The organism is Halomonas sp. A020, assembly GCF_027943625.1.
Lineage (GTDB): Bacteria > Pseudomonadota > Gammaproteobacteria > Pseudomonadales > Halomonadaceae > Vreelandella > Vreelandella piezotolerans.
In genome coordinates this window covers 550848-575596 of the sequence record NZ_AP022850.1, presented here as the reverse complement: position 1 = coordinate 575596, position 24749 = coordinate 550848, and the positions used below count along the sequence as shown (strand labels likewise).

At 59.3% G+C, this 24749-nt stretch carries 25 protein-coding genes; 13 read left to right on the top strand and 12 right to left on the bottom strand.

Going from position 1 to position 24749, the window contains the following annotated elements; translation table 11 throughout:
* Positions 1-22: 22 nt before the first annotated feature.
* The 6 genes from FRH_RS02630 to FRH_RS02605 all read right to left on the bottom strand — a co-directional run bounded on the left by FRH_RS02630 (position 23) and on the right by FRH_RS02605 (position 6178).
* Positions 23-568, bottom strand: coding sequence for an acyl-CoA thioesterase (locus FRH_RS02630; RefSeq protein ID WP_153842483.1), 546 nt, complete (start codon positions 566-568; stop codon positions 23-25).
* Positions 569-640: 72 nt separating this feature from the next.
* Positions 641-1951 (bottom strand): short-chain fatty acid transporter, encoded by a 1311-nt coding sequence (locus FRH_RS02625; RefSeq protein ID WP_139526311.1) that lies wholly within the window; start codon positions 1949-1951, stop codon positions 641-643.
* Between the two features lie 166 nt (positions 1952-2117).
* Positions 2118-3431 carry an MATE family efflux transporter gene (locus FRH_RS02620; protein ID WP_281997688.1) on the bottom strand — a complete coding sequence of 438 codons (1314 nt, stop codon included), beginning with the start codon at positions 3429-3431 and terminating at the stop codon, positions 2118-2120.
* 50 nt (positions 3432-3481) lie between these two features.
* Positions 3482-3730 carry a YfhL family 4Fe-4S dicluster ferredoxin gene (locus FRH_RS02615; RefSeq protein WP_219861771.1) on the bottom strand — a complete coding sequence of 83 codons (249 nt, stop codon included), beginning with the start codon at positions 3728-3730 and terminating at the stop codon, positions 3482-3484.
* 73 nt (positions 3731-3803) lie between these two features.
* Positions 3804-4298 (bottom strand): pantetheine-phosphate adenylyltransferase, encoded by a 495-nt coding sequence (coaD, locus tag FRH_RS02610; RefSeq protein WP_139526314.1) that lies wholly within the window; start codon positions 4296-4298, stop codon positions 3804-3806.
* The gene (locus FRH_RS02605; RefSeq protein WP_281998145.1) at positions 4295-6178 is read right to left on the bottom strand and encodes a beta-ketoacyl synthase; all 1884 of its coding nucleotides are present in this window, start codon (positions 6176-6178) and stop codon (positions 4295-4297) included. Before FRH_RS02605 ends, coaD begins: the two co-directional genes overlap by 4 nt.
* Positions 6179-6400: 222 nt before the next feature.
* Between FRH_RS02605 and FRH_RS02600 the strand changes: the two genes are divergently transcribed.
* The 6 genes from FRH_RS02600 (at position 6401) to FRH_RS02575 (ending at position 13336) form a co-directional block, all read left to right on the top strand.
* The gene (locus FRH_RS02600; RefSeq protein ID WP_139526315.1) at positions 6401-7066 is read left to right on the top strand and encodes a methyltransferase domain-containing protein; all 666 of its coding nucleotides are present in this window, start codon (positions 6401-6403) and stop codon (positions 7064-7066) included.
* Positions 7063-7392, top strand: a complete 330-nt coding sequence (locus FRH_RS02595) for a multidrug efflux SMR transporter (RefSeq protein ID WP_219861769.1) — start codon at positions 7063-7065, stop codon at positions 7390-7392. The genes FRH_RS02600 and FRH_RS02595 overlap by 4 nt, the downstream gene beginning before the upstream one ends.
* A gap of 68 nt (positions 7393-7460) precedes the next feature.
* Positions 7461-8882, top strand: coding sequence for a D-alanyl-D-alanine carboxypeptidase/D-alanyl-D-alanine-endopeptidase (gene dacB, locus FRH_RS02590; protein ID WP_219863935.1), 1422 nt, complete (start codon positions 7461-7463; stop codon positions 8880-8882).
* A 28-nt stretch (positions 8883-8910) separates the two neighbouring features.
* Positions 8911-9282 carry a diacylglycerol kinase gene (locus tag FRH_RS02585; RefSeq protein WP_062362369.1) on the top strand — a complete coding sequence of 124 codons (372 nt, stop codon included), beginning with the start codon at positions 8911-8913 and terminating at the stop codon, positions 9280-9282.
* Between the two features lie 53 nt (positions 9283-9335).
* Positions 9336-12299 carry a bifunctional [glutamate--ammonia ligase]-adenylyl-L-tyrosine phosphorylase/[glutamate--ammonia-ligase] adenylyltransferase gene (gene glnE / locus FRH_RS02580; RefSeq protein WP_219861767.1) on the top strand — a complete coding sequence of 988 codons (2964 nt, stop codon included), beginning with the start codon at positions 9336-9338 and terminating at the stop codon, positions 12297-12299.
* Positions 12300-12442: 143 nt separating this feature from the next.
* Positions 12443-13336 carry an AEC family transporter gene (locus FRH_RS02575; protein ID WP_153842487.1) on the top strand — a complete coding sequence of 298 codons (894 nt, stop codon included), beginning with the start codon at positions 12443-12445 and terminating at the stop codon, positions 13334-13336.
* Between the two features lie 58 nt (positions 13337-13394).
* Here FRH_RS02575 and FRH_RS02570 read toward each other — a convergent pair whose 3' ends face one another.
* Positions 13395-13745 (bottom strand): hypothetical protein, encoded by a 351-nt coding sequence (locus FRH_RS02570; RefSeq protein ID WP_139526319.1) that lies wholly within the window; start codon positions 13743-13745, stop codon positions 13395-13397.
* 294 nt (positions 13746-14039) lie between these two features.
* Here FRH_RS02570 and FRH_RS02565 point away from each other — a divergent pair, with 294 nt between their 5' ends.
* Both FRH_RS02565 and FRH_RS02560 read left to right on the top strand, forming a co-directional pair.
* A complete protein-coding gene (locus FRH_RS02565; protein ID WP_139526320.1) occupies positions 14040-15665 on the top strand; it encodes a BCCT family transporter in 1626 nt (541 codons plus the stop codon).
* Positions 15666-15709: 44 nt separating this feature from the next.
* Positions 15710-15856, top strand: a complete 147-nt coding sequence (locus tag FRH_RS02560; RefSeq protein ID WP_168444471.1) for a hypothetical protein — start codon at positions 15710-15712, stop codon at positions 15854-15856.
* Between the two features lie 33 nt (positions 15857-15889).
* On the opposite strand, the gene FRH_RS02555 is transcribed toward FRH_RS02560, so the two are convergent.
* The 3 genes from FRH_RS02555 to FRH_RS02545 are packed head-to-tail and all read right to left on the bottom strand — an operon-like array spanning position 15890 to position 18682.
* On the bottom strand, positions 15890-17155 hold the full coding sequence (locus FRH_RS02555) for a GGDEF domain-containing protein (protein WP_139526321.1): 1266 nt from the start codon (positions 17153-17155) through the stop codon (positions 15890-15892).
* Entirely contained in the window at positions 17152-17886 is a 735-nt protein-coding gene (locus tag FRH_RS02550) for a transporter substrate-binding domain-containing protein (protein WP_231125548.1), read from the bottom strand. The genes FRH_RS02555 and FRH_RS02550 overlap by 4 nt, the downstream gene beginning before the upstream one ends.
* Entirely contained in the window at positions 17879-18682 is an 804-nt protein-coding gene (locus tag FRH_RS02545; protein ID WP_139526322.1) for a transporter substrate-binding domain-containing protein, read from the bottom strand. The genes FRH_RS02550 and FRH_RS02545 overlap by 8 nt, the downstream gene beginning before the upstream one ends.
* Positions 18683-18825: 143 nt before the next feature.
* Between FRH_RS02545 and FRH_RS02540 the strand changes: the two genes are divergently transcribed.
* The 3 genes from FRH_RS02540 to FRH_RS02530 all read left to right on the top strand — a co-directional run bounded on the left by FRH_RS02540 (position 18826) and on the right by FRH_RS02530 (position 20955).
* Positions 18826-20172: an MFS transporter gene (locus FRH_RS02540; RefSeq protein WP_231125549.1), complete on the top strand. Its 1347-nt coding sequence runs from the start codon at positions 18826-18828 to the stop codon at positions 20170-20172.
* 16 nt (positions 20173-20188) lie between these two features.
* Positions 20189-20704: a TIGR02281 family clan AA aspartic protease gene (locus FRH_RS02535; RefSeq protein WP_139526323.1), complete on the top strand. Its 516-nt coding sequence runs from the start codon at positions 20189-20191 to the stop codon at positions 20702-20704.
* A gap of 71 nt (positions 20705-20775) precedes the next feature.
* Positions 20776-20955, top strand: a complete 180-nt coding sequence (locus FRH_RS02530; RefSeq protein ID WP_139526324.1) for a PLDc N-terminal domain-containing protein — start codon at positions 20776-20778, stop codon at positions 20953-20955.
* 78 nt (positions 20956-21033) lie between these two features.
* Here the strand turns inward: FRH_RS02530 and FRH_RS02525 are convergent, their stop codons facing one another.
* A complete protein-coding gene (locus tag FRH_RS02525) occupies positions 21034-21177 on the bottom strand; it encodes a hypothetical protein (protein ID WP_168444470.1) in 144 nt (47 codons plus the stop codon).
* A 225-nt stretch (positions 21178-21402) separates the two neighbouring features.
* On the opposite strand from FRH_RS02525, the gene FRH_RS02520 reads away from it, so the two are divergent.
* Complete coding sequence (locus tag FRH_RS02520) at positions 21403-22161, top strand: winged helix-turn-helix domain-containing protein (RefSeq protein WP_139526325.1); 759 nt, start codon at positions 21403-21405, stop codon at positions 22159-22161.
* A gap of 13 nt (positions 22162-22174) precedes the next feature.
* The gene (locus FRH_RS02515) at positions 22175-23794 is read left to right on the top strand and encodes an ATP-binding protein (protein ID WP_139526326.1); all 1620 of its coding nucleotides are present in this window, start codon (positions 22175-22177) and stop codon (positions 23792-23794) included.
* Here the strand turns inward: FRH_RS02515 and FRH_RS02510 are convergent.
* Positions 23757-24695 (bottom strand): LysR family transcriptional regulator, encoded by a 939-nt coding sequence (locus FRH_RS02510; RefSeq protein WP_219861764.1) that lies wholly within the window; start codon positions 24693-24695, stop codon positions 23757-23759. The genes FRH_RS02515 and FRH_RS02510 overlap by 38 nt on opposite strands.
* Between the last annotated feature and the right edge of the window lie 54 nt (positions 24696-24749).

The following is a 24749-nucleotide window of genomic DNA, read 5'->3' as shown; positions in this document are numbered from 1 at the left end:
GTCGTCGCGGGTAGGGTAGCGCTTAGCGCTGCTGGTGATGCTGTTGAGTCAGCTCCTCTTCGCGCTCGGCCTGCTTACGCAGCTTCTTGCGCAGCGCCGCCTTTTCGAAGCGCAGCTTCTGTAGCGGGGTCTCCAACGCCAGCGGCGGCACCCGGGCGGGCTTGCCGTTGGCATCCACGGCTACCATGGTGAGGTAGCAGCTATTGGTATGACGAATCAGCTTCTGGCGAATATCCTCGGCCACCACTTTGATGCCAATTTCCATGGAGGAGCGCCCCACATGGTTCACGCTGGCGAGAAACGTCACCAACTCGCCGACATGGATTGGCTGTTTGAACAGCACTTGATCCACCGATAGCGTCACCACGTAGTGGCCGGAGTAGCGGCTGGCGCAGGCGTAGGCGACTTCATCGAGTTTCTTCAGAATAGCACCGCCATGCACTTTACCGCTGAAGTTCGCCATGTCCGGCGTCATCAAGACCGTCATGGAAAGCTCGTGCTGGCCCGGTAAGGCGCTGTGTTCAAGGCTCTGGTCTGAGGCGTTGGGTACATCAGAGGCGTTGGACATAAAAGTTACCCTACGATTAAAAATGCCCGCCCCCAGGCGATAGGGGCGGGCGTTGACGTCGTGCTTAGCTGCTTAGAACCAGACCAAGCCTACGGAAATGATAATACCGGTAATGAATAGCTGGATCAGACAGAATCCCATGATGTCCTTGGCTTTCAAGCCGGCAATCGCCAACACCGGCAGGGCCCAGAAGGGCTGTAGCAGGTTGGTCCAGGCGTCGCCCCAGGCCACCGCCATGGCCACGCGGGCAATGTCGGCACCCAGCGCTTCTGCGGCAGGTAGCATGACCGGCGCTTGTACCGCCCACTGGCCGCCGCCGGAGGGCACGAACAGGTTGACGATACCGGCGCTGAGGAACGACCAGAACGGCAGCGAGTTAGCGGTGGCAAACGAGACTAGCCATTCGGACATGCTCTGGGCCAAGCCTGACTGCACCATGATCGCCATGATGCCTGCATAGAAGGGGAACTGAATGACGATGCCTGCGCCGCCTTTAATGGCTTCGTTCAGGCTAGTGAGCAGGTTACGGGGCGTGCGGTGCAGCACGATCGCCAGGAACAGGAACATGAAATTCACCACGTTCAGGTTCAGGCCGCCGCCGCGCAGAAGGAAGTGGTCGAGCAAGAACAGCAGGCCCGGTACGCCCACCAGCAGCGCCAGCGGCATGCTGTTTTCGAGCTTTTCGGCAGGGCGCGTGAGACGGCCCACGGGCTCTGGTTCGTCGTCGAGCAGTTTGGGGTCGACGTAGACGCTGTCTTTCTCATCCGGCAGCATCATGCGGTTGACCAGCGGTACGGCGATGAAAAGGCAGATGACGATAGCCAGGTTGAAGAAGGCGAAAATGGTCGAACCGGTGCCGATGACGCCGATCTGGTCCGCAGAGAAGTGGCCTTCGGTGGCGATCGTCAGCGGCACGGAACCGGCCAGGCCACCGTGCCACACCACGAAGCCGGAGTAGGCGCTGGCCACCAGCAAGCGGTAGTCGACCTTGATCAGACGGGCCAGCTCTTTGGCGAACAGTGCGCCGACCACCAAGCCAAAGCCCCAGTTGATCCAGCTAGCCGCCAGCGAGACCAGCGTGACGAGAATGATCGCGCCGCCGGGTGATTTCGCCGTACCGGCAATTTTTTGCAGAATGCGTTTCACGGGCGGAGAGCTTGCCAGCATGAAGCCGGTAACCAGCACGAGCAGCATCTGCATCGAGAAGGTCAGTAAGCCCCAGAAACCGTCGCCCCACATACGCAGCACGGCCAAGGGCGTTTGGCGCTCTACCGCGATGGCGGCGACGGCAGCAATCAGGGTTAGCAGGAGAACGAAGATATACGGGTCTGGCAAATAACGCTCGACCAGCTTGACCGCTGGTTTTGATATGAGTTTTAGCATGGAGTGCTCACTTTATTCGTTATTAGGAAGTGCGCGGCTAATATACGGTGGTGCGGTACAATTTTCATCCCTCCACGGCCAATGCGTGGGGTGCTTAACATTGTCACATCATCTTACGTTAGCGCAGTTCGCTCGCCCTGCCCGTTGTGGCGTTCAACGCTGCTGATCAAAGGTGAGAAACGCCGGATGACGGCCGCCAGCGGGTCAGCCGGTAGTGCCGATAATAGCCAATGAGCACGGCCGAGCGGGTGAGCATAAAAAGTGTGAAGGCTAGCCAAAGGCCGTGATTGCCCAGACCCTGACAGAACCACCAGGCCGGCAGGTAGACGGCAAGGCCCGCAAAGATGCTGTTACGCATCTCTCGCACTGCCGTGGTACCGATGAAGACCCCATCCAACAGGTAGCTCCACACGGCAATCAGTGGCATGACGACCATCCATGGCAGATAGGCCGCTGCGGTAGCGCGCACGTCGCTGAGCCCGGTAAGCAGGGCGATCAGCTGATTTCCCCCTAAGGCAAATAGCAGTGCCGCAGCGGCAGAGGTCCAGAACGAAAAGTGGGCCGTCGCGCGTACCGTGGCGGTAAACTCGCGCCAGTCTTGGCGGCCGTAAGCGCGCCCCACCAGCGATTCGGCGGCATGGGCAAAGCCATCCAACGCGTAGCTGGTGAGCATGATGAATTGCAGCAGCACGGCATTGGCAGCGAGCACGGTATCGCCCTGACGGGCACCTTGCGCGGTAAAAAACGCCATGGCAAACAGCAGCCCCAGGGTACGCACGAACAGGTTGGCGTTGACGTTGAACAGCGCCGAGTACGCCTTGAGTGCTAGCAGTCGCTGGCGCTGAAAGTGGCCTTCCACATACCCTAGCTGGCGCAGCACCAAGTAGCCGCCGAAGGCCAGCGCGCTGTAGTCTGCGAACACGCTGGCTAGCGCCACGCCGTTACTGGTCATCCCCAAGCCCACCACGAACCCCAGGTCGAGCAGGATGTTCACGCTATTGGTCAGCAGCAGAATCATCAACGTAACGCGGGCGTTCTGCTGCCCTAAAAACCACCCTAAAATGGCGTAGTTGGCCAGTACGGCAGGGGCCGACCAAAGACGAATCTCGGCGTATTCCCGCGCCAGCGGTGTCGCGTCGGCGCTGCCATCCAGAAGCCAAAGGCCAAGCGAGATCAGCGGCGAGCCCAACACGATCAAAAGCATCCCGATGACGCCCGCCATGATCAACGATTGGCCAAGCAGGTTGCGCACGTCGCTCGGCGCATCGCGCCCGATGGCCTGGGCGACCAGTCCGGTGGTGCCCATGCGCAAAAAGCCAAAGCCCCAATAAAGGAAGCTGAATAGGGTGGCACCGAGGGTAACGCCGGCTAAATAGCGGGAATCGGGCAAGTGCCCGACCACGGCCGTGTCCACCAGCCCCAGCAGGGGCACGGTGATGTTGGAGAGTATGATGGGCCAAGCGAGGGTCCAAATACGCATTCAGAGTGACCTTCGCTCGCAGACGTTCAGGCACATCTTAAGTGGGAGAGTTAAGCGGCAGTAATGATGCGGTACTTCTCCATCAACTGCTCTTGGGTCTCGGGGCGCTCTGGGTCGAGGGGAATACAGTCCACCGGGCACACCTGCTGGCACTGAGGCTCGTCGAAGTGGCCGACGCACTCGGTGCACAGATTGGGGTCGATCACGTAAATCTCCTCACCGGGAGAGATCGCGTCATTAGGGCATTCCGGTTCGCAGACGTCGCAGTTAATGCATTCGTCGGTGATCATCAGGGCCATGGGCATACCTCACGAATGGCGTATCACCCGAGCAGTGAGATACCCGAGTGTTTTACTCAACAATTATCGATAGCTAGGTAGTGTAGTGCTTACGCAGCGTCTCTGCGACCTGTGGATGCACGAGCGGTGAAATATCGCCGCCCAGCTTGGCGATTTCCCGCACGATGGTCGAGGAGATATAAGAGTTTTCCACGGCGGGGGTGAGAAACACGCTCTCGAGTTCGGGATTTTGAGCGCGGTTCATGTTGGCCAGCTGCAGCTCGTACTCGAAATCGGAGACGGCGCGCAGACCACGTAAAATGATCGTAGCGCCCTGCTCGTGCATCATGGTCGTTAGTAGCGTCGAGAAACCAATGACGCTGACGTTGGGCAGCGACGCGCATACCGCTTCCGCCAGCGCGATTCGCTGTTCTAAATCCAGGCTGGGACGTTTGCCGGGGCTAGCCGCTACGGCAATCACCACTTTGTCGAACATGCGCGCGCCGCGCTCGATCAGGTCGAAATGACCGTTGGTGATCGGGTCGAACGTGCCGGGATAGACGGCGATATTCTCGCGGCGCAGGCTCATGTCGGCGTCTCCTCGTCTAGCGAACCAAACGGATTGTTGGGGGCCAGCGACACCGCCTGATCGTAGCCAGGTATGTGAATACGGTCAGCGTGTATCTCGAGTTCCGGGCCTTCGAGTACCGCGTCGCCAAACTGGTAGCGAGGGGCGTAGTGCCCCCGGTCGGCGTCGGCCAGATACGCTGCGGCGTTGGCGCGGACGGTTTCACGGCGGCCTTTCCATGCATCGATGGCCGCGCGGCCGTGGCGCTTGACCAGCAGGCGCTCGGTGACGTCGGGCGAGAGCACGACACCCGTGGCGTTATTGCCGCCAAAGCCTTTGGCGTTGACGAAGGCGGCATCGGCGGTAAACGCTTGCGGTGTGGTGAAAAAGCGCAGCCGCTCGGCATATACGTCATCGGCCACCGCATCCAGCGTTGGGATGCCTGGCAGCAGGCCGTGGGCGAAGCTGCCCAAAGCGCTGGCCAGCTGGTCGCCCGCCGCCGAGCCTTGCGAGTGGCCAATGAAGGCTTTGATAGCCACCACCGGCCACTGCTCAATGCCGTTCGCGCGGGCGATTTCATCGAACACGTGGGATTCGGTGGTGCGGTTTTTCGGCGTGCTGGTGCCGTGGGCATGCAGGAAAGTGCGCTCTTTTAGCGCGGTCTCCCCCAGCATGTCTTTGACTAGTGCGGCTGCCTTACCCAAGGTGATGTAGTTGCCGATGCCGGGCGCAGAGATAGAGCGCTTGTAGCCGTCGGCGTTGACGAAGACCTCGGGCACCGCGCCGAGGATATCGGCCCCTAGCTCTAGGGCGAGGCTGTCGTCCATCAGCAGCACAAACTGGCTGGCTTCGGCCATGGTGAAACCGCAGTTGCGAGCGAACGGGCGGCACGCGCGCTGGTAGTCGGTGTCGGTAAGCAGCTCCAAGGCATCCAGCGCTTTCAGGCTGGCGTCATCGGCCAGCGCGCCCATGGCGCGGAACCCTTCGATGATCTCCGGCGTGATCGGCGCGTCGGCGGTGCCCACCATCACCACCCGGCGGCGACCCGCGCGGATATCCTCGATGCCCAGGCGCAGGTTGTAGAGGAAGCTCGCGCACGCCCCCAGCGCCGCGCCGGTGCCGCCGACGCTACCCAACACGTAGGCATTGAGAAAGTCAGCGGGCATTTGCCCATAACCCAGCGGCATCTGCTTGGAGGTGGCTCGTTGACCGGTTACCAAGCTTTTCAGCAGCCCTCCCCACCCCTGGTCATCGAGCTGACCAATGGAGTTGCCCGCATAGACGGCAATGTGGTCGGGGTTGAGCTGCTGGCGCAGTGTTTCCCAAGAGAGGCCGCTGGCCCCCAGGCAATCGCTAGCACCGAAGACCGCCATGGAGAGCCCGCGCGGGTGGTGAACACTGCGGTACAGACTGGCGGGATCGAAGCCGCTGGGCAACTGGGCCGCCGCCCTGACTTTGGGCTCTTGCGCGTCAGGCAACAGCACGTCGAAAGCACCGGCAGGGAGGGTGACTTCGACCTGCCGCGCGTCGATCTCGCGCACTTGCCATCCGTCGGGCAACTGATCGGGAAGCTGGCGGCGGCGCAGCGTGACGCGCATCGGCTCGGCTAGGGTCATGTCGGCGCGTCGATTCGCGGGCAGGCCCGGGGCCAGAAAGCGCGGGTCTTCGTTGCGGCGAATCAGCGTGTGATTAAGCACCTGATTACGCAGCCGTAGGGCAGGGGCGTCGATGGGCTGTCCTGCGCTGTCGTGCCATCCGTTGTCGGAGTGCTCGGCAAGACGCATGAGCGCCGCCAAGCCTTCCAGGGTCTGGCGCTGCTGGTCAGCAGGTAAAGCATCAAGCACGGTGCGGCGGAAGGCCTGATGGCCCGAGGTTCTGCCGGCGGGATTGATGCCGCCCATGCCGACAATCACCGGTAAGTGTGACAAGCCGGGTTCCTCGTGGTGCGGTGGTTTTTAATAACAGTTATTGTCAGACCGAGTCGATAATGGCGACCGATCCGAGCTTAATCAGTGAGCTGAACGTATGGCTCGGGCGTGATCATAGCACCGGGCGTGCAACGGCGTCATGCCGAGCGCGCGGGAGACTGATAGAATCACGCTTTTTTTAACCCAGGGGATGGCATGCAGCACACCTCACGGCCAGTGACGTCCAATCAGCCCGGGCCGCATCACGATGTGGCCCGGCGAGTCACCCGCGCGCTCGCACATCCGCTGCGCAAACCCGTTGCCGATCACACGCGGCGAGCGTTCGAACGGGCTAACGCGTGGCGACAGCAGCGCGGTGCGCCTTTGATCCTCGACGCGGGCTGCGGGGTGGGCCTATCGACCCGACGATTGGCACTAAGGTTCCCTGAGTGCAGTGTCATCGGCGTCGATCGTAGCGAAGATCGGCTGGGGCGCGAGCACGGCGAGTTGCCGGACAATGCGCTACTGGTGCGTGCCGATTTGGTCGATTTTTGGCGGCTAGCACTGGAAGCAGGCTGGGCGCCCGAGCGCCACTATTTGCTGTATCCCAACCCGTACCCTAAGTCGGCCCACTTGAAAATGCGCTGGCATGGCCATCCTGTTTTCCCCACACTATTAGCCTTGGGAGGACGGCTGGAGCTGCGCTCGAATTGGCAGCTTTACGTGGAAGAGTTTGCCCAGGCCGTGAACATCGTCACAGGCCAAGCAGCTAGCGTCACCGCGCTGCAACCTAACGGTGATTATCTCACTCCGTTCGAAGCCAAATATGACCAAAGTGGCCAAACGCTCTGGCGTTTGTGCATCGAGTTGGAGCGCCCATGACATTTATCTATCTGGTTCTCGCGATCGTGGCGGAAGTAATCGCCACTAGTGCCTTGAAAGCCTCGGCGGGGTTTACCCGCCCACTGCCGAGTCTGCTGGTGGTAGGGGGCTACGGGGTCGCGTTCTATTTACTGAGTTTGGTACTGCGCACGCTACCCGTGGGAATTACCTACGCCATTTGGGCGGGCTTGGGTATCGTGCTGGTGACGCTGGTTGGCATCGTGGTGTTTGGTGAAACGCCAGACCTGCCCGCCGTGCTGGGTATCACGCTGATCGTGGCGGGTGTGGTAACGCTGCAGGTCTTTTCCAAAATGAACGTTCATTGAGGTTGCTCGACGTGACGAGTTTTCTGACTTTCTCCACACGCTGGCTACGTAACGGCGTCGTTGCCGGGGTGACGACCGCTGCGCTCTGCGCCAGTTCAGCGCTTTGGGCCGATTTCACTCGGCTGAGCCAACTCGAAGCAAAAGGCTTTGCCATCAGCGCCGAGGCGCGCTTGTTGGATGCCGATAGCGGCAGTAACCCGCTGTTGGGTAGCCTGAATCCGGAGCGTCAGCTCTCGCCCGCCTCGGTCACGAAAGCGTATATGTCGGCGGCCCTGCTGAACCGCTTTGGCCCCCAGCATCGTTTCACCAGCCAGCTCGTCAGTACTGGGCAGGTACAGGACGGCGTGTTGAGTGGCGATCTCGTGTTCGAGGGCGGCGGCGACCCTGGATTGACGACCGAAGACCTGTGGCGGCTCGTTCATCGGCTGCGGCTGGCAGGTGTTGCCCATGTCGACGGGGCACTCATCGTCAGCCAGTGGCGCTTTGGCCCGGTGGAGTGCATCACCACGGACCGCTGCAATGCCCGTACCCGAGTGACCAACGCTTATAGTGCGCCGCTCTCCTCGGCGGGTGTCAACTTTGGCACCTGGTGCGTCAACGTCGCCCCGGCGGCCCAGCCGGGGACGCCTGCGCGGGTGGGTCTGTGCGACAGCCAAGATCCGCTGATCGTCATCGATAATCAGGTCGTCACGCGTCCGGCCAATAGCGGCACCGAGATCAGCGCAGAGCGCCTAACCGACGAACGCGGTGATGTCATGCGCTTGACGGGGCAGATTTCCACCAACGCGGTGGCGCGGGATGTCTACCGTGGTGCGGGCGATGCCGCAGAGAAGACGGCCCAGGTACTGCTCAGTATGCTCAACCAGTCCGGTATCAGTGTGCGCGATCCGTGGCGCGTCAGCGCCAGCCAGCCGCCGAGTAGCGCCCAGCGCCTAGCCGCCGTGGATAGCCAGCCGCTCCAGGAGCTGCTGCTACGCACCATGAACTACTCCAACAATTACATGGCCGACGTGCTGGCGCTGAACTTGGTGGAAACACCCCAAGCGCAGCTTCGTCAAGCAGGGCAGGCCATCGAAACCTATGTGCAGAGCCTGCCCGGGCATGGCCCGATCACGTTACACAGCGGCAGTGGGCTGACCACTGACAATCGCACCTCGGCTCATGGTGTCAACGTGATGCTGGAGGACATGTTCCGTCAAAGCGCACTGTTCCCGAGCTTCGTAGCCGCGTTCCAGTCGCCCGCCAATGGGGTGATGCGCTTCATTCGTCGCGGCACATCCACGTTCCAACATAACGTCATGCTGAAAACTGGCACGCTCAACCAACCGTTTGCCGTGCGCGCTGCGGCAGGCTATTTCCGCACGGCCCAAGGGCGCTGGGGCGTGTTCAGCGTGCTGGTGAATGGTAGCGGCAGCACGCCTTATCTCAGCTGGCCCGAGGTGCTCGACCCACTGTCGTTAGATCTCGATGCAATGATACTGGCCAATTAATGAAACGCTTAGCTGAGGCACAACGGGCATGAAACCACGTCACACGGGGTTAACCCATTTATTGCACTCCACACGCTACTCCTGGAAAGGCCTGAAAGCAGCGTTTCGTAATGAGTCTGCCTTTCGCCAGGAGCTGGCGATTACTGCCGTGCTGCTGCCATTTGCCTGGTGGATTGGCGAAGGCCCGATCAGTTGGCTGCTGCTGGTCGGCAGTCTGTTTCTCGTGCTGATTGTCGAGCTGCTCAACAGCGCCATCGAAAACGTGGTCGACCGTATCGGCACCGAACACCATGAGCTGTCAGGGCGTGCCAAGGACATCGGCTCGGCCGCGGTGATGCTGTCGCTGATGATGGCGGGGCTGACCTGGGGGCTGTTAGGCTGGGAAAAATGGATGGGCTAGTTGGCCTAGAATGTCGTTGAGAATCATAACAATCGCTTGGCAAAGAGGTGCTTATGCAGTCCCACGATGCGTTATTTCCCACGGATACGCTCCCCAAGTCGCTCGCACCGGCGGCCGCCCAGGCCCACCAGCGCCTGAGTGAGGCACTGAGCCAAGCGGATAACATCGCCTCGATGGCCAAACAGTCGCTACCCTCCCGTCATTGGGACGCTCTAGCCCCTGCTCGCCGCAAGGCGTTGGCGCGGGTGGTGACGATTTCCACCTTTGCTCTCGATACGCTCGCGCGGTTTCCCCACTGGCTGGCCGAGTTGGATGCTGCCGGAGAGTTGGATAGCGCCCCCAGTAAGGAAGCGCTGACCCAGTGGTTGGATGAAGCCCTAGAGAGCGCCGAGGACGAAGAGGCGCTGCACCGGGTCCTGCGCCGTTTTCGCCGTGCGCGCATGCTGGGTATCGTTTGGCGCGATCTTGAACGCCCCGACGGCGCCTCCATGTGGGACACCGCCCGGTCGGTCTCTTGGCTGGCAGAAGTATGCACCGACGCAGCGCTGTGTTGGCTGGAGCGTTTCTACGCCACCCGCTGGGGCACGCCTGCTCCGCGCCGCGACGGCTCGCCCCAGCGCCTCGTCGTGTTGGGGATGGGCAAGCTAGGGGCTGGCGAGCTCAACCTCTCCTCGGACATCGACCTGATTTTTGCCTTCCCTGAAAAGGGCGAGACCGAAGGCGGCCGTAAGCCTTTGGAACATCAAGAGTACTTCACCAAGTTGGGCCAGCGTTTGATCGCTGCACTGGATGCCATGACGGCGGATGGCTTCGTGTTCCGCGTGGATATGCGCCTGCGTCCGCTGGGCGACGGCGGCCCGCTGGTGGGCAGTTTTTCGATGCTCTCCAGCTACTATCAGGACCAGGGCCGAGAGTGGGAGCGCTACGCGATGCTCAAGGCGCGGCCCATTGCCGGGGACCTCGACGCCGGGCATGAGCTGCTGGCCAGCCTGCGGCCGTTCGTCTATCGCCGCTACCTCGATTTTGGCGCCATCGAATCGCTGCGCGAGCTGAAGGCAATGATCAACCGCGAAGTGAAGCGCAAAGGCATGCAGAGCAACATCAAGCTGGGGCCGGGAGGCATTCGCGAGGTGGAGTTCGTGGTGCAGGCGTTCCAACTGATTCGTGGCGGCCGCGATACCGAGCTGCAGGTCACCTCGCTGCATACGGCGCTCGAGCGCTTACCGGAGCTTGGGTTATTGCCCCAAGCCGTGGTGGACGAGCTGCTGCCGGATTACGCCTTTCTGCGCGACGTGGAGCACGTTCTGCAGGCACTCGAAGATCGCCAAACCCAAACCCTGCCCAGCGATGACGAAGATCGCGAGCGCGTGGCGTTGGCCATGGGGCACGAGGATTGGCCTAGTCTCATCGCCCAGCTCGACGAGGTGCGCGAGCGCGTTCGTCAGCATTTCGATGCAGTGATTGCCGACCCGGAGGAGGACGCAGAGGAGCAGCAGAGCGAGGCCGGCCTTGCCCAGTGGCGGCTGCTTTGGCGCGGCGAGCTGGAAGAGGGCGAAGCGCTGGCTCTGCTTAGTGACGCGGGGTTTCAGTCGTCCGAGCGGGCGCTCAAGCGTGTGCAGAGCCTCTACAGTTCCCGGGCCGTGCAGAGCATGCAGCGCATCGGCTTCGAGCGTTTGGATGCGCTCATGCCGCTCCTACTGAGTGCCGTTGCCGAGAGCGATATGCCGGATACCGCGCTGGCGCGGGTGCAGCCCCTCATCGAGGCCGTACTGCGGCGTACCGCTTACTTGGCGCTACTGCGGGAAAACCCTCAGGCGCTGGAGCACCTCATGCGACTCTGTTCGGCGAGCCCTTGGATAGCCGAGCAGCTTGCGCGCTACCCTATCTTGCTGGACGAGCTATTGACCCCCGACACGCTCTACACGCCCGCCGACAAGGCGCGTTTGGGCGACGAGCTACGCCAGACACTCAACCGGATACCCGAAGATGACGAAGAGGCACAGCTAGAGGCGCTGCGGGTCTTCAAGCATGCCCAGATGCTCCACGTCGCCGCCTCCGATATCGCCGGTACCCGCCACTTGATGAAAGTCAGCGATTACTTGACCTACATCGCCGAAGTGATCTTGGAGGCGGTGCTGGCCATGGCGTGGAAGCACGTGACGCGCAAGCACGGCGCCCCTGCCGGATGTAATAGCCGTGAGCCTGCTTTTTTGATGATCGGTTATGGGAAGCTCGGCGGTATCGAGCTGGGTTACGGCTCGGATCTGGATTTGGTCTTCCTGCACGACAGTGACGGCAAAGGCAGTACCGACGGTCCACGTCCCCTGGATACACCGGTGTTCTTCACTCGCCTGGGCCAACGCATCATCCACCTGCTCACCGCCGTGACCCCCGCAGGCAGCCTGTACGAGGTGGACATGCGTCTACGACCGTCAGGCAATGCGGGGCTATTGGTCACCTCGCTGGATGCCTTCGCCGATTATCAGCACCAAAACGCCTGGACCTGGGAGCATCAGGCGCTGGTGCGTGCGCGCGTCGTGGCAGGTAACGAGGCGCTGGCCAAGAAATTCGACGCCCTGCGCGGCGATATTTTACGCAATGAGCGCGATCCCGACGCACTGCGCGACGATGTGGTCAGCATGCGCCATAAGATGCGTGACCACTTGGGGACCAAAGGGCCGCTGGAGAGTGGTCCCGACGCCACCTTTAACTTGAAGCATGACACCGGTGGCATGGTGGACATCGAGTTCCTGTGTCAGTACGCCGTGCTGGCGCTTTCCCACCAAACGCCAGCGCTGATCACCTATAGCGATAACATTCGTATTCTGGAAACCCTGGCGGAAAGTGGGCATATCACACCAGAGGAGGCCGAGCAGCTGCGCGAGGCGTATTTGGCCTACCGCAGCCGAACGCACCGCGCGGCGTTGACGGGAGAGAAGGCGTTGGGCCAAGTCAGCGAGTTTGCAGAGCATCGCCAAGTGGTGACGGCGCTGTGGCAGCGTTTTTTGGAGCCTTGATTGGCGCGCCAAGCATTTTTCAGTAGCATCGGTAAAAAGCTAGCCTGTTAACGACTGCTCCAGAGCGGCTATTCCAATAAAAACAAGGATGAACGTATGCGCACTCACCCATCCGCGCGGCCTCACCATGAGGCGGCTTGCCAATGATTGGGCAAATTATAGCCACGCTGCTGCCGGTCTTTTTGATTGCTGGAAGTGGCGCCGCCTATGGACGTTTCCGATCGCCTGATATCCGCAGTCTGAATACGCTCAATATGGAGCTGTTCGTTCCACTGCTAGTATTTGCCGTTCTGGCTGACCGCCAAGCGCCGCTGGCAGAGTACGCGTGGCTCGCCAGCGCTGCCGCATTGGTGGTCCTGGGGTCAGGAGTCGTACTGTGGCCCGTGGTGAAGTGGCTTGGGCTGGAAAGTAAGGTCTTCCTGCCGCCGATGATGTTCAATAACTCTGGCAACATGGGAGTGCCGCTGCTGGTGTTGGCCTTCGGGCCAGAAGCGCTACCGGCAGCCGTGGTGGTCTTCATCGTGGAGATGCTGCTGCACTTTTCGGTGGGCCTTTATATGCTGGACCCGCGCACGTCGCTGTGGCGGATGCTTAAAATGCCTATCGTCGCGGCCAGTGTGGCGGGGCTACTGGTCAACGTTGGAGGCGTGCCGCTGCCGGGGTGGCTGCTAGAGGCCATGCATATGCTCGGTGGCGTATGTATCCCGCTGATGCTCTTCGCCCTGGGCGTACGCCTGCTGGAGATCGACTTTAGCGATTGGCGTACGGGCTTGTTGGGGGCAGTGCTCTGCCCGCTCTCCGGGGTCATCATTGCGCTTCCGCTGATGTGGCTGCTGCCGCTGACGCCGCTGCAAACCGCCACATTACTCGTGTTCGCAGCGCTGCCACCAGCCGTGTTGAATTACTTGGTCGCCGAGCAGTATCGACTTGCACCGCACAAGGTCGCATCGCTGGTGTTGATTGGTAACCTGGGGAGCTTGATTGTCATGCCGCTGACCCTGGCGGCGGCCTTTGCCTGGATCCAGCCGCCACCCTGACAGCGGCTGGTGCAAACAAGGGGACACACTCAACAGGGTACGGAGTAAGAAAAACGGATTAGTGGCGCGGCTCGTCCTTGACTTCGTAACTGCCTTCGAGCGCATCACGCTGCCCCGTGGACTCCTTGCCAGCGTAGCTACCGCCGATGTCTTGAGCTTGGTCGGCGCGCATCTGCTCCATGCGTTTTTTCATCTTATGGCGCACGAACGGCATCATTGCCCAGCCAACGAGCAAGAAAAATAGCCCTAAGACGACGCCAACGATCATCAGCACGCCAAACGCAAGCCATGTCAGTAAAAGCTTTAAGCTGCCCACGAGCCCGGTCGGCTGCGTTTGGGCAGCCCGGGCACGCCACTGGTGCGCGGCTTGCCAAGCGGCATTACGTTGTTCGCGATTCATCTGTGGCATGAAAGCCTCCATCGTTCGTTTGCCCCCTTTGGAGCTTGTTCAGGCAGGCAAGTTCACTGCCGGTCGAATTTTCCACTCGACTTCTTTTAAAGCGTCATCAATCAGAGGTGGCTAAATGGGCTCTCTTGAGCGCTCGACATGCGATGACACGCGCTGAATGTTAGGCTTTACATGAAAACACTAACATGATGCGTCATGTTTTTATGAGCTAATGTTTTAAGAACAGCGAATGAGGGATCTAAATAAACGAACGCACTATATGCGTATATTTCGTTCATTAACCAGGGTGGTGCTATGACAAACCATGGAGGTAAGTCGGTGTTTATCGCATCGGCGGTGATCATTTTTGGCTTAGTAATCGTAGGGGCCTCTTTTCCCGATGCGTTTGGCAGCGCCGCAGAGACGGCGCTGACGTCCATTACCGAACTGTTTGGCTGGTTCTATCTCTTCTCGGTGTTCGGTTTTGTCGTTTTTCTGATCGGTCTTGCGCTCAGCAAATACGGCAAAGTGCGCCTTGGGCCTCAGGACAGTACACCCAGTTATAGTTTTTTTTCCTGGATCAGCATGCTGCTGGCCGCGGGGTTTGGAGTCGGCTTGGTGTTTTACGGCATGGCGGAGCCCATGACGCACTACATCAATCCGCCCTACGGGGATGTGCCTGCCGAAAGCGAGGCTGCCGCGCGCTATGCAATCCAATACAGCTACTTCAACTGGGGGATCCACCAGTGGGCCGCTTTCTCGGTGGTGGGACTGATCATCGCTTACTTTCAATTCCGCAAAGGGCAAGCAGGGCTGGTGTCGTCCGTTCTCTCATCGGTGACAGCCAAACATCCGCGTATTCGTCCCTATGCGTCTTGGCTGGATGTTTTTGCGGTAGTGGCGACCGTCATGGGCGTGGCAACGTCGTTAGGGCTAGGCGTCCTGCAAATGAATGGTGGGCTCAATGCGGTGTTTGGCCTGCCTGAGAACGGGCTTTGGCAGTTTGCCATTCTATTCGTGATGTTTTGTGCTTACATGGCCTCGACTTGGTCAGGGCTCGACAAGGGCATTAAACGGCTCTCGAATCTTAATATGGCGCTGTGTATCGGTTTGATGCTCTACGTGCTGTTCACCGGCCCGACCATCGCGATTCTCGAAACCATTACGCTGGGTATCGGCGATTATCTGCAGAACTTCATTGGTATGAGCCTACGAATTTCGCCCTACAGTGATAATCAGTGGGCCAGTAGCTGGACCATTTTCTACTGGGCCTGGGTCATCGCTTGGTCGCCCTTCGTCGGCACGTTCGTTGCCCGCGTCTCGCGTGGTCGTACCATCAAGGAGTACGTGTTCGGCGTACTGTTCGTGCCGCCGCTGCTGGCGTGTCTGTGGATCGGCGTATTTGGCGGGGCCGCGCTCAATTTGGAAATGAGCGGGAGCGATGTGGGCCTCGCGGCTGCAACGGAAGCCAACATCACCGTCGCCCTGTTCGAGATGTTCGATCTCATGCCGTTCTCTGGGGTACTGTCCGTGGTGGCCATGCTGCTGATTTTCATTTTCTTGGTGACGTCGGCAGACTCCGCTTCATATATCGTCGCGCAGATGACCGACAACGGCTCGATCAATCCGCCGCTCTACAAGCGCGTGGCATGGGGTGTACTGATTGCAGCGATCTGCTTGACGCTGATCGTCGCTGGCGGTCTTTCTGGATTACAATCTGCCGCCGTGCTGTCAGCTCTACCGTTTACCTTTATTCTGTATATGATGGTCATCGTACTGGTACGTGAGCTGCGTGCTGACCGTAAAGCCATGCTGACCCAGCTCTATCGTCGCCACGGCGAAACGCCCGTAGGGGCCGACGCCTTCGAGGCCGAGCAGCTGGGTGAAGAGGAGCGGTTGCGTCGTGCCCCTAGCGTGGTCAACCGGCGTATCAATAGCTAAGCAATGGCTTCAATAGAGGAAGCACTCATGGAAACAGCGTGCTAATGGCTCGACAAGGACGCCACGGAGCCACGCGAAGACAGCCCAAAGGCGCTGCTTTCGACCGCTGGCTGGATCGCTTGGTCACCGTGGCGGTGATCACGGCCATGGTGGTGGGCATCTCGGCGGTGATGGCTCACTGGCTGTTATGATGCAGTGTCCAAGGAGAGTGTGATAACGCCCGGCTATGCCGGGCGTTCGTGTATCTCGACTCGGTTACGGCCACGCCGTTTGGCCAAATAGAGCTGTTGGTCGGCAAGGCTCAGCAGGTCGTCGGTACTCAGCGGCCGTTCGGCGGACATGCTGGCTACCCCCATACTGGCCGTCAGATGTGAATGTGTGCTGGAGTAAACGTGAGGAATGGCGAGTGAGAGCACTGCTTGGCGAAGACAGTTGGCGACGTCCAGCGCTCCAGCGCTCGCGGTGCCTGGCAGCACACAAATAAACTCTTCTCCGCCGTAACGTGCCAGCAGGTCGCGGCTGGGGTCGATGCACTGGTTGAGCGCCGTTGCGACCGCCCGCAGCGTGTCATCTCCCATGGCGTGGCCATAGTGGTCGTTGAACTCTTTGAAATTGTCGATATCGATGAAAATCACCGACAGGGGCCGTTTGGCGCGATGCGCCCACTGCCACTGTTGGGCGATGAACATATCGAAGTGACGGCGGTTGGCCACGCCCGTCAGTCCATCGTATTGAGAAAGCTGATGAAGATGATCGCGCTGCTCCAGCCCTGATTGAAAGGCATTGAGGAGGTGGTCCAAGCTCTCGACCAAATGGCCCAGCTCGTCGTCGTGATGGCCTTTCAACGATGGTTTGGGCCACTGTCCTGGCCGTGCGGGGTCGGTTTGAGTAATTGCGGCGTGCACTTTCAAGAGCGGACGGGTAATGAAAATATGGAACAGCGCAATGACTAAGCCGCTCAGTAAAAAGGCTTCCACCACGCTTCGTCCCACGACCTCGTAGCTACGCTCTAAAAACTCTTGTGTCAGGTAGTCCGCATCCAGCGTGAGCGAGATATCGCCCACCGTCGCGTCGGGCATGTCACTGCCGATGTAGTAGCGTAGCGGCATGTCATGATTGACGATGTCGCCAAATAACCGCTGACTGAGCCAACTAGCGGCGGCTGGTCGAGTGGGGTAAAACTCTGCCAGAGCACGACCAAAATCGTCGCGAATCGCCACGTGAGCAATGTCGCTGTTACTGAACAAGCCAAACGCGATTTGATGCGCTAAATCGGGATTGAGCTGAAAAGCGGCTTCGGCCGCTGCGCCGTTGACGATGGCCAATTGCTGTAAGGTGCGTTTTTGTACGTCTTCGCGCATGCTACTGGCGTGACCGAGTAGCTCGATGCTACCGGATACCAAGCTGATCAAAATGGCGATTAACAGCGTTAGCAGGGCTTGCTTGAGCGTCAAGCGACCGCTGGCGAGATAAGGCTTGGTGATACTCACGACAGTGGCTCCCTTTTCGGGGTGGGCGGCGTGTCTAGGTGGCGCTGCAGTCGCTCGATCACGCTGCGTTCGACGCTGGGGTGACAGGCGAGATAAAGCGGAGCGTAATGGAAGGTAAACAGGTGCTCGATGGCAACGCCTTCTTCTGCTGCCAGTCGCTCTGCGGTCGCTCGTCCAGTGACGATGACATCGATCAACCCTGCCCCTAGCCTCACCATGTTTTCACGCTCGGTGGGCGCGCGCAGCACCTCGACCCCTTGGTTAGCCACGTAATCTCCCACGGCATCTTCACGAAAACTGCCTACCCGCCACTTACCCAACTGATCAAGCTCTGTAAGCTCCCAGTGTCTCGACAATAGGCCGAATGCCGACCACTCGTTGATGACCAGTGGTCCAACCCAGTGAAACAGCGGCTCTCTTTCAGAGGTACGGGTGGTGGAGTAGACGCAGTGGTGCTCGCGTAGCCGTGCTTCGGTATACGCCCGCGCCCAGGGTAAGAGGCGAAAGCGAGCGTCGATCCCGGCATGCGTCAATGCATGGCGTAGCTGTCGTGTGGCAATCCCGTCGATGTCGCCCTGAGGCGTCTGATAATTGAACGGTGGATACTCTTCGGTATTGATCGTGAGCAGCGGTGATTGAGCACGGCTGGCGAGACTGATACCGATGAGCAGCAAGCCGATTGCAACGATCACCCCGTAGGGCATCACGTACAAGAGCGTTCGATTAACCATCGCTACCTGCCTGTATGGCCACCGGGAGAGTCGTGACGTGTTCGAAAGCCTGCTGGAGTTGGGCAACGAGGCGTGAGTCCGTCTCAGCGTTGAGCGCGAAGTAGAGATAAGATTCGCTCAGGGTATAGAGAGGTACCACGATCTCGGCGGGATAGCCTGCTTGCTCGGCAATCCACTGGGCGACATCGCTGCTGTAAGCCCACAGGTCGACGCGCTCGTGGAGCAGCATATGCAGGGCGCTGCGATTATCCATGGCTGGTCGTATCAGTGCCTCTGGGTAGCCTGCCTCGGTTAGGGCTTGGGCACCAATGTCCTCGCGTATGACCGCCACGCTCAATCCCTGTTCGATGGCATCGTCCAGTGAGGACACTCGAATGTTCGCTCCCTGACGTGCAAGCAGCACGACATGGTCTCGCGCGATGGGACCTACCCAGTGAAACCGCGATTCTCGGCTCGGCGTGCGGGTCGTGGAAAACAGGACGGTGTTGGGCCGATGCAGGGCGAGTTCGTAGCCGCGTACCCAAGGGTAGTAGCGGATGTCATCCCTGCCCAGGGGAGAGCCCGCATGGGCCAGCATGGCTTCAAGCAGCTCGACGGAGCTGCCCATCAAGCGGTCCCCGTCTAAGTAGTTGTAAGGCGGATACTCTTCCGTGATAAACGTCAGCGATGCCAGGGATACCGTTGAGTCGTCCGCGAACACACGGTCGTCAAAAAGAGAGGCGGTGACGTCAGCGCACCCTAGCAGTAGAAAAAGGGTGGCCAGTAAACGCTTTTTTATAACGTTGCCATGCGCCATCTAATAGCGTCCCTGTTATTAATTTAATCTAGCAAAGTTAGAGTAACTTTGTGTGTCTGTCACCTCTAATCTGTTAACGAACTGGATAGCGAAGCGATACGGCGAACTGATACTCTTATGGCTCTTTTTAAGAGAGCGCTGATATGTCGTCTGCCCCCGTCATGCCCAATGCCACTGTTTATGCGACCCGGCGCGAAATTTTCGGCTGGGCCATGTTTGATTTTGCTAATCAAGCCTACACACTGCTCATTATTACCGTGGTATTTGGCGAACTCTTTACCACGGTTATCGTGGGCGAACGCAACGATGGTTATCGGCTCGCCAACTTTTTATGGAGTCTTGCGCTTGCCATCAGTTATTTGATGGTCGTGATCAGTGCCCCGCTATGCGGTGCCGTTATGGATTATCGCGCTGAGAAAAAACGCTTTCTGCTGTTTAGCTATTTGGCAACGGTGGCCACGACGGCGATGCTCTACTTTGTCGAGCCTGGCTACGTGGTGCTGGGCCTGTTATTGATCGTGCTCTCCAACTATGCCTACTCCATGGGAGAGTCGTTCATTGCCGCCTTCTTACCTGAGTTGGGTCCGCCGGATGCACTGGGGAAGATTTCTGGCTTTGGCTGGGCACTGGGCTATATCGGAGGGTTAGTCGCTGCTGGTTTTACGCTCATCGTGCTGGGAGAGGCGACGGCCGACAACTTCGAGCGCATCCGCTGGGTGGGTCCATTTGCGGCTGGCTTCTTTTTGGTGGCTGCCATCCCAACGTTTTTGTGGCTAAAAGAGCGCGGTGTGCCCAAACCCCACGGTGTCTCTTATCGCCAAATCGCTCAGCAGCGAATAGTGGGCACCTTCAAGGAGCTGCGCACCTTCAAGGATTTGAGCATCTTTCTTGTCTCTCTGCTGTTTTCCATGGCGGGGGTCTACATCATCATCGCCTTCGCGTTCATTTACGGTGCTCAAGTCATCGGATGGGATGAGAGCGTGCGCAATATCATGTTCATCATCGTGCAAGTCACCGCTGCTGCTGGTGCGATCGGATTTGGCTTTCTGCAGGATAAACTCGGGGCCAAGCATACGTACCAAATGACCCTGGCCCTGTGGGTGGCTGCTATCGTGGCCATCTGGGCGACCCCCGAAGTGACCGCATGGCTCAATCGGCAGTTGGGTTGGCAGTGGCAAGCGCAGCATGTATTTCTAATCGTGGGCTGCCTGGCTGGTTTGAGCTTGGGCTCCAGCCAGTCGGCCAGCCGCGCGCTGGTGGGTGTTTTCTCGCCGCTGGAGAAGTCAGCAGAATTCTTCGGCTTCTGGGGGTTGGCCAACAAGCTCGCCGGGGTGCTAGGCATCGTCATGCTGGGCATACTGCAAACGCTAATTGGACTACAAGCGTCTATTCTTCTTTGTGTGGGGCTGTTCATGGCGGCCATGCTGATCTGCTTAGGCGTCAACGAGCGCCGCGGGCGTCAGGCGGCGGTGGCCTGGAAAAGTGTCTAATGCCACGAGGTGAGCGATGATGACAGGCCGGGCACAGCGCGGCGGCATCGTCATGATGCTGCTCTTCTGGGTGCTGCTCATGGCAGTGGGCACTTGGTGGATCCAAGGCGGCCTGGAGCAGATGTGGCAGCCAAATGTACATCTGATGAATACCGCTCCCGACAATGCGCCGGTCACTCTCAAACGAAACCGAGCGGGGCACTTCGAGGCACCTGGCCGTATCAACGGAGAGCCCGTTACGTTTTTGTTGGATACCGGGGCCACCTATGTGGCGGTGCCCAGCGAGCTAGCCGAACGCCTGCGTCTGGAGCCAGGGCGGCGTGCTTGGTTCAATACGGCCAACGGGCGCGTAGAGGGGAACCTGACCCAGTTGGAAGAAGTCGCGCTCGGTGGAATACGCATGAGCAACGTGCAAGGCTCCATCAGTCCAGGCATGGAACGGGATACGGTGCTGTTAGGCATGAGTTTTCTGAATCAGTTAGCCATCGAGATCCGTGGCGGAGAGATGGTGCTTAGACTGCCAGAACCTTAATGCTGGTTTGTGTTAAGCGCACTCATGTGCTTAGCTGAAGGCTCATGGACGCTTAAACGCAAGGAGTGACAATGGGTATCGAAGTCGGCGGTTTATTAGGTTTGATCTGGCTCGTCATCGTCGTATGGGCCATCGTAAAAGTCGCTAAAAGCTCGGCCGGTGGGTTGGCCAAACTGCTCTGGATCATCGCACTACTGGTCTTTCCCCTTGTCGGGCTAATCGCTTGGTTCTTATTTGGCCCTAAGGGATAGCGAGTGTTAGTCAGTAGAGATATAAAAAGGCAGGCCGTGAGGGCCTGCCTTTTCTGTATTGAGCATCATGAATAGCGGCTATTCATCCATTGCGCTATTGGCATCGGTAGGCGGTGCCTTGTAGTGCCCGGGGATCTTCAGCTTCTCACCGTTGGGCAGGTCACGCACCTGTGTCGGCACATAAACACGTTTAATGACACTTTTGGCTTTGCCATCTCCCATGGGATCTCCTCCTGTCAGATTGTCGACAGTCTGCCACCTCACATTAGCGCTTGATGTTAGAAGAATCAAGCCGACCCAAGCTGCCCAGTAACGAAAGCCAGGGAACATTGATCAAAGGGCAGGCGCTGGCGAGGTTTTGAGGTATCCTGGGAGCTATCACGACCTGCTTTTGCATCGGGTGAGCGGGTGATAATACAAACTGCCTAAGCGGAGTGAAGAAAAAGGATGGTAGATCACTTGGAACAGCAATTTCAAGCACTTGGGGAACAGGATGCGGTCACCCCCGACTACCCCGACCAGGATCACGTGCTTATCATCGAAGACGATCAGCGCTTGGCGGAGCTCACCCGCGACTACCTGGAGGCAAACGGCTTTCAAGTCACGTTAGAAGCGGATGGCGCCAAAGGAGTCGACCGTATTTTGACGCTGCAGCCTGATCTCGTCATTTTGGATCTAATGTTGCCGGGGGAAGATGGTTTAGCGATTTGTCGCCGTGTTCGGCCCAATTTTGTCGGCCCCATCATGATGCTAACCGCCCGAACGGACGATCTCGATCAGGTATTAGGACTCGAAATGGGCGCGGACGATTACGTGCCTAAACCGGTGCAGCCGCGGGTGCTGCTAGCACGCATGCGCGCGTTGCTGCGGCGTGCCGATGGCCCTGCTCCAGATGGCGAAATGCGTCTTAAGTTCGAAAATTTGGAGATCGACAACGCCACCCGTGAAGCTTGGCTCTCTGGTGATCGCATCGACTTGACCAGCGCCGAATTCGATTTGCTATGGCTGTTGGCGCGGAATGCGGGTCGTGTGCTGACCCGTGAAGAGATCTTCAGCGATCTTCGCGGTATCAAGTACGACGGTCAGGACCGCTCCATCGACGTGCGGGTGTCGCGGATTCGTCCCAAAATTGGCGACGACCCCAATCAGCCGCACCGCATCAAAACCGTGCGCAGCAAAGGCTACCTGTTCGTCAAGGACAGTTAAGAGAGGTTGTGGCATGCGGCGAGTGCTGAGTCACGGCACGTTTTTGCGTTTCTACCTGCTGCTGGGGTTAGCGCTTTGCGTGGTGTTTTTCATCGCGCTGGGCGGGCGCTCTTTTATCGAGCAGGTGCGCCGTGAGGATTACCGTGAGCAGCTCGCCGCGCTGCCCATGTCGCTGATGACTCAGCGGTTAGCGGACGTGCCCATGGAGAGGCGGGAAGCGCTGCTGGGGGAGTTTTCGGAACAGTTGGGAATGCAGCTCGCGCTGCGTAGCCTCAGCGACGCGTCCCTTGGCTATTTTGAGCGGGCGCGCATCGAGCGTGGCACGGTGCTGGTGTCAGAGCCGCCGTGGCAGCTTCGTCAGCGCTTACCGACGACCGGCAGTGGAGAGCAGTGGCTGCTGGAAGCCACCTTTGGTGCCTGGAGCGAGCGCCAATGGCAGGGCAGTATGGTGCTGTTAGGTGATTGGCTGGCCGGTATGCCCGCCGAGGAGCGGCTGACGGCGCTCACGCGTTTGCGGCCGGGCAACTGGCCGCTGAGCCTGCTCAATGCGCTTCCCGACGATCTAACCACCGAACAGCAGTTTCAGCTCACCCTGGGCGGGGTCATTACCCGGCTCGTCTCGGACAAACTCTCCATTACGCTGCTTTATCAACTGCCGAATGAGACAGGAGGCGCGGAGCAGTGGTTGCAGGCAGGCCCCATTTCCCGGGGGGACACCCTGCCGCTGAACCTGCATCTGCCGCTGCTTGTCGCACTGATGGTGGTCCTCAGTCTGATCATTTATCTGATCATGCGCAGTATCGAGTCGCGGATGGCACGTTTGGAATTGGCCGCAACGCGGATCGCCAGCGGTCGTCTGGAGACGCGGGTCAAAGTAGAGAGCGGCGACTTTCTGGGACGCTTGGGGATGGCCTTCAATGGTATGGCGAACCAGGTGCAGAGCCTGCTGCGCGGTCAGCAGGAGATGATTCGCGCGGTATCTCACGAGCTGCGCACGCCGGTAGCGCGTATCCGCTTTGCGGTGCAGATGGTCGAAGACATGACCGACCAACCCGCCATTCAGCGTCAGCTACAGGGTATCGATGCCGATATCGCCGAGCTCGATGAACTGGTGGACGAAATTCTAACGTACGCCCGCTTGGGCGGTGAAACGGTTAACGGCGCCGAACTCGAAATGGCGCTGGTCGAGTGCCGAGCCATGGCCGAAAGGGTGATCGACACGCTGGCGCCGCTGCATGCTCGTCAGCAACTGACCCTGGTGCCAGGGCCGGATATCGAGCTGCTGGCAGAGCCCCGCTACCTTCAGCGGGCGCTGCAGAATCTGGTGGGTAACGCCTGTCGCTACGGCAAATCCCAAGTGGTGATTCGCCTGTGGGATGAGCCGCACTTGGTGCGTATCGATGTCGAGGATGACGGGCCGGGGATTCCTTTCGAGGCGCGGGCCGATGTCTTCAAGCCCTTTGCGCGGCTGGACGATAGCCGCGCTCGTAGCTCCGGTGGTTACGGCCTTGGTCTGTCGATCGTACAAAAAATCATGGCGGGTCACGGTGGCAGCGTTACCGTGGACAGCAGTCCCACGCTGGGCGGCGCGCGCTTTACGCTGCTGATCCCTCGTCGCGAATCGCCGGTTTAATGCCAGAGAGTACCGCAAAGGACGTCTCCTTGGCGGTGCGTAAAAAGTCCTGCATCCACGGCGCCTCGGCGCTCTCTTCCCGAATGGCCGCATGAAGTGTGCTCCAAATGCCTTGATCGCCGAGCTTTACGGCGCTGACATAGTCGCGCTCCAAATACTCGGTGAGCGCCCAGTTGGGCAGTGCACACACGCCGCGTCCGCTGGCCACAAGCTGCATCATCATGATCGTCAGCTCCGCCGTGCGGATCTCTTTGGGGCGCACGTTGGCTGGCGCCAGAAACTGCGTGAAGACATCTAGACGCGACTGTTCCACCGGGTAGGTAATGAGCGTTTCATCGGCCAGTGCCTCAGGCTCGATATAGGCTTGTCCCGCGAAGCGGTGCTGACGGGCAACGGCAAGCAGGCCCTCATAGCGAAACAGTGGTACATAACGCACACCTTCCAACGGCTGCGGATCGGCGGTAATCACCAGGTCGAGCTGTTCACGCGCCAGCGCTGGTAGGGGGTCGAAATGGTGCCCGCTGGGAATGTCGATCTCTACTTCCGGCCAGTGATCACGAAAGTAATCCACCGTCGGCATTAACCACTGAAAACAGCTATGGCACTCGATGGCCATGTGTAAGCGCCCCTGTTCGGTGCCAGCTAGACGGGCCAAATCCCGTTCGGCTTTGCGCACTTCGGGCAAAATCTCATCGGCCAGCGCTAGCAGCCGTAGCCCGGCGCGAGTGAACTCCACCGGCCGGGTTTTGCGGACGAACAGCGGTCCGTCCACGCGGCTTTCCAAATCTTTTAATTGATGTGATAGGGCCGACTGCGTCAAGTGCACCCGCTCAGCAGCTTCGACGAGCGAGCCGGTCTCGCGTAGGGCCAGTAGTGTGCGCAGGTGGCGTAGTTCAATCATTGTGACTAATTTTCATGGTTGGTATTAGAATCTTTAGTTTGATTCACGTTTGTG

Excerpts from the sequence above, each read along its gene's own strand:
- FRH_RS02600 (WP_139526315.1), top strand. The coding sequence starts at position 6,401 with ATGCAGCACACCTCACGGCCAGTGACGTCCAATCAGCCCGGGCCGCAT.
- FRH_RS02535 (WP_139526323.1), top strand. The coding sequence starts at position 20,189 with ATGATGACAGGCCGGGCACAGCGCGGCGGCATCGTCATGATGCTGCTC.
- glnE (WP_219861767.1), top strand. The coding sequence starts at position 9,336 with ATGCAGTCCCACGATGCGTTATTTCCCACGGATACGCTCCCCAAGTCG.
- FRH_RS02575 (WP_153842487.1), top strand. The coding sequence starts at position 12,443 with ATGATTGGGCAAATTATAGCCACGCTGCTGCCGGTCTTTTTGATTGCT.
- FRH_RS02550 (WP_231125548.1), bottom strand. The coding sequence starts at position 17,886 with ATGGTTAATCGAACGCTCTTGTACGTGATGCCCTACGGGGTGATCGTT.
- FRH_RS02585 (WP_062362369.1), top strand. The coding sequence starts at position 8,911 with ATGAAACCACGTCACACGGGGTTAACCCATTTATTGCACTCCACACGC.
- FRH_RS02545 (WP_139526322.1), bottom strand. The coding sequence starts at position 18,682 with ATGGCGCATGGCAACGTTATAAAAAAGCGTTTACTGGCCACCCTTTTT.
- FRH_RS02630 (WP_153842483.1), bottom strand. The coding sequence starts at position 568 with ATGTCCAACGCCTCTGATGTACCCAACGCCTCAGACCAGAGCCTTGAA.
- FRH_RS02570 (WP_139526319.1), bottom strand. The coding sequence starts at position 13,745 with ATGCCACAGATGAATCGCGAACAACGTAATGCCGCTTGGCAAGCCGCG.
- FRH_RS02540 (WP_231125549.1), top strand. The coding sequence starts at position 18,826 with ATGTCGTCTGCCCCCGTCATGCCCAATGCCACTGTTTATGCGACCCGG.
- FRH_RS02625 (WP_139526311.1), bottom strand. The coding sequence starts at position 1,951 with ATGCTAAAACTCATATCAAAACCAGCGGTCAAGCTGGTCGAGCGTTAT.
- FRH_RS02565 (WP_139526320.1), top strand. The coding sequence starts at position 14,040 with ATGACAAACCATGGAGGTAAGTCGGTGTTTATCGCATCGGCGGTGATC.
- FRH_RS02615 (WP_219861771.1), bottom strand. The coding sequence starts at position 3,730 with ATGGCCCTGATGATCACCGACGAATGCATTAACTGCGACGTCTGCGAA.
- FRH_RS02560 (WP_168444471.1), top strand. The coding sequence starts at position 15,710 with ATGGCTCGACAAGGACGCCACGGAGCCACGCGAAGACAGCCCAAAGGC.
- FRH_RS02595 (WP_219861769.1), top strand. The coding sequence starts at position 7,063 with ATGACATTTATCTATCTGGTTCTCGCGATCGTGGCGGAAGTAATCGCC.
- FRH_RS02530 (WP_139526324.1), top strand. The coding sequence starts at position 20,776 with ATGGGTATCGAAGTCGGCGGTTTATTAGGTTTGATCTGGCTCGTCATC.
- FRH_RS02520 (WP_139526325.1), top strand. The coding sequence starts at position 21,403 with ATGGTAGATCACTTGGAACAGCAATTTCAAGCACTTGGGGAACAGGAT.
- FRH_RS02515 (WP_139526326.1), top strand. The coding sequence starts at position 22,175 with ATGCGGCGAGTGCTGAGTCACGGCACGTTTTTGCGTTTCTACCTGCTG.
- FRH_RS02510 (WP_219861764.1), bottom strand. The coding sequence starts at position 24,695 with ATGATTGAACTACGCCACCTGCGCACACTACTGGCCCTACGCGAGACC.
- coaD (WP_139526314.1), bottom strand. The coding sequence starts at position 4,298 with ATGAGCCTGCGCCGCGAGAATATCGCCGTCTATCCCGGCACGTTCGAC.
- FRH_RS02525 (WP_168444470.1), bottom strand. The coding sequence starts at position 21,177 with ATGGGAGATGGCAAAGCCAAAAGTGTCATTAAACGTGTTTATGTGCCG.
- FRH_RS02605 (WP_281998145.1), bottom strand. The coding sequence starts at position 6,178 with ATGGGCGGCATCAATCCCGCCGGCAGAACCTCGGGCCATCAGGCCTTC.
- FRH_RS02620 (WP_281997688.1), bottom strand. The coding sequence starts at position 3,431 with ATGCGTATTTGGACCCTCGCTTGGCCCATCATACTCTCCAACATCACC.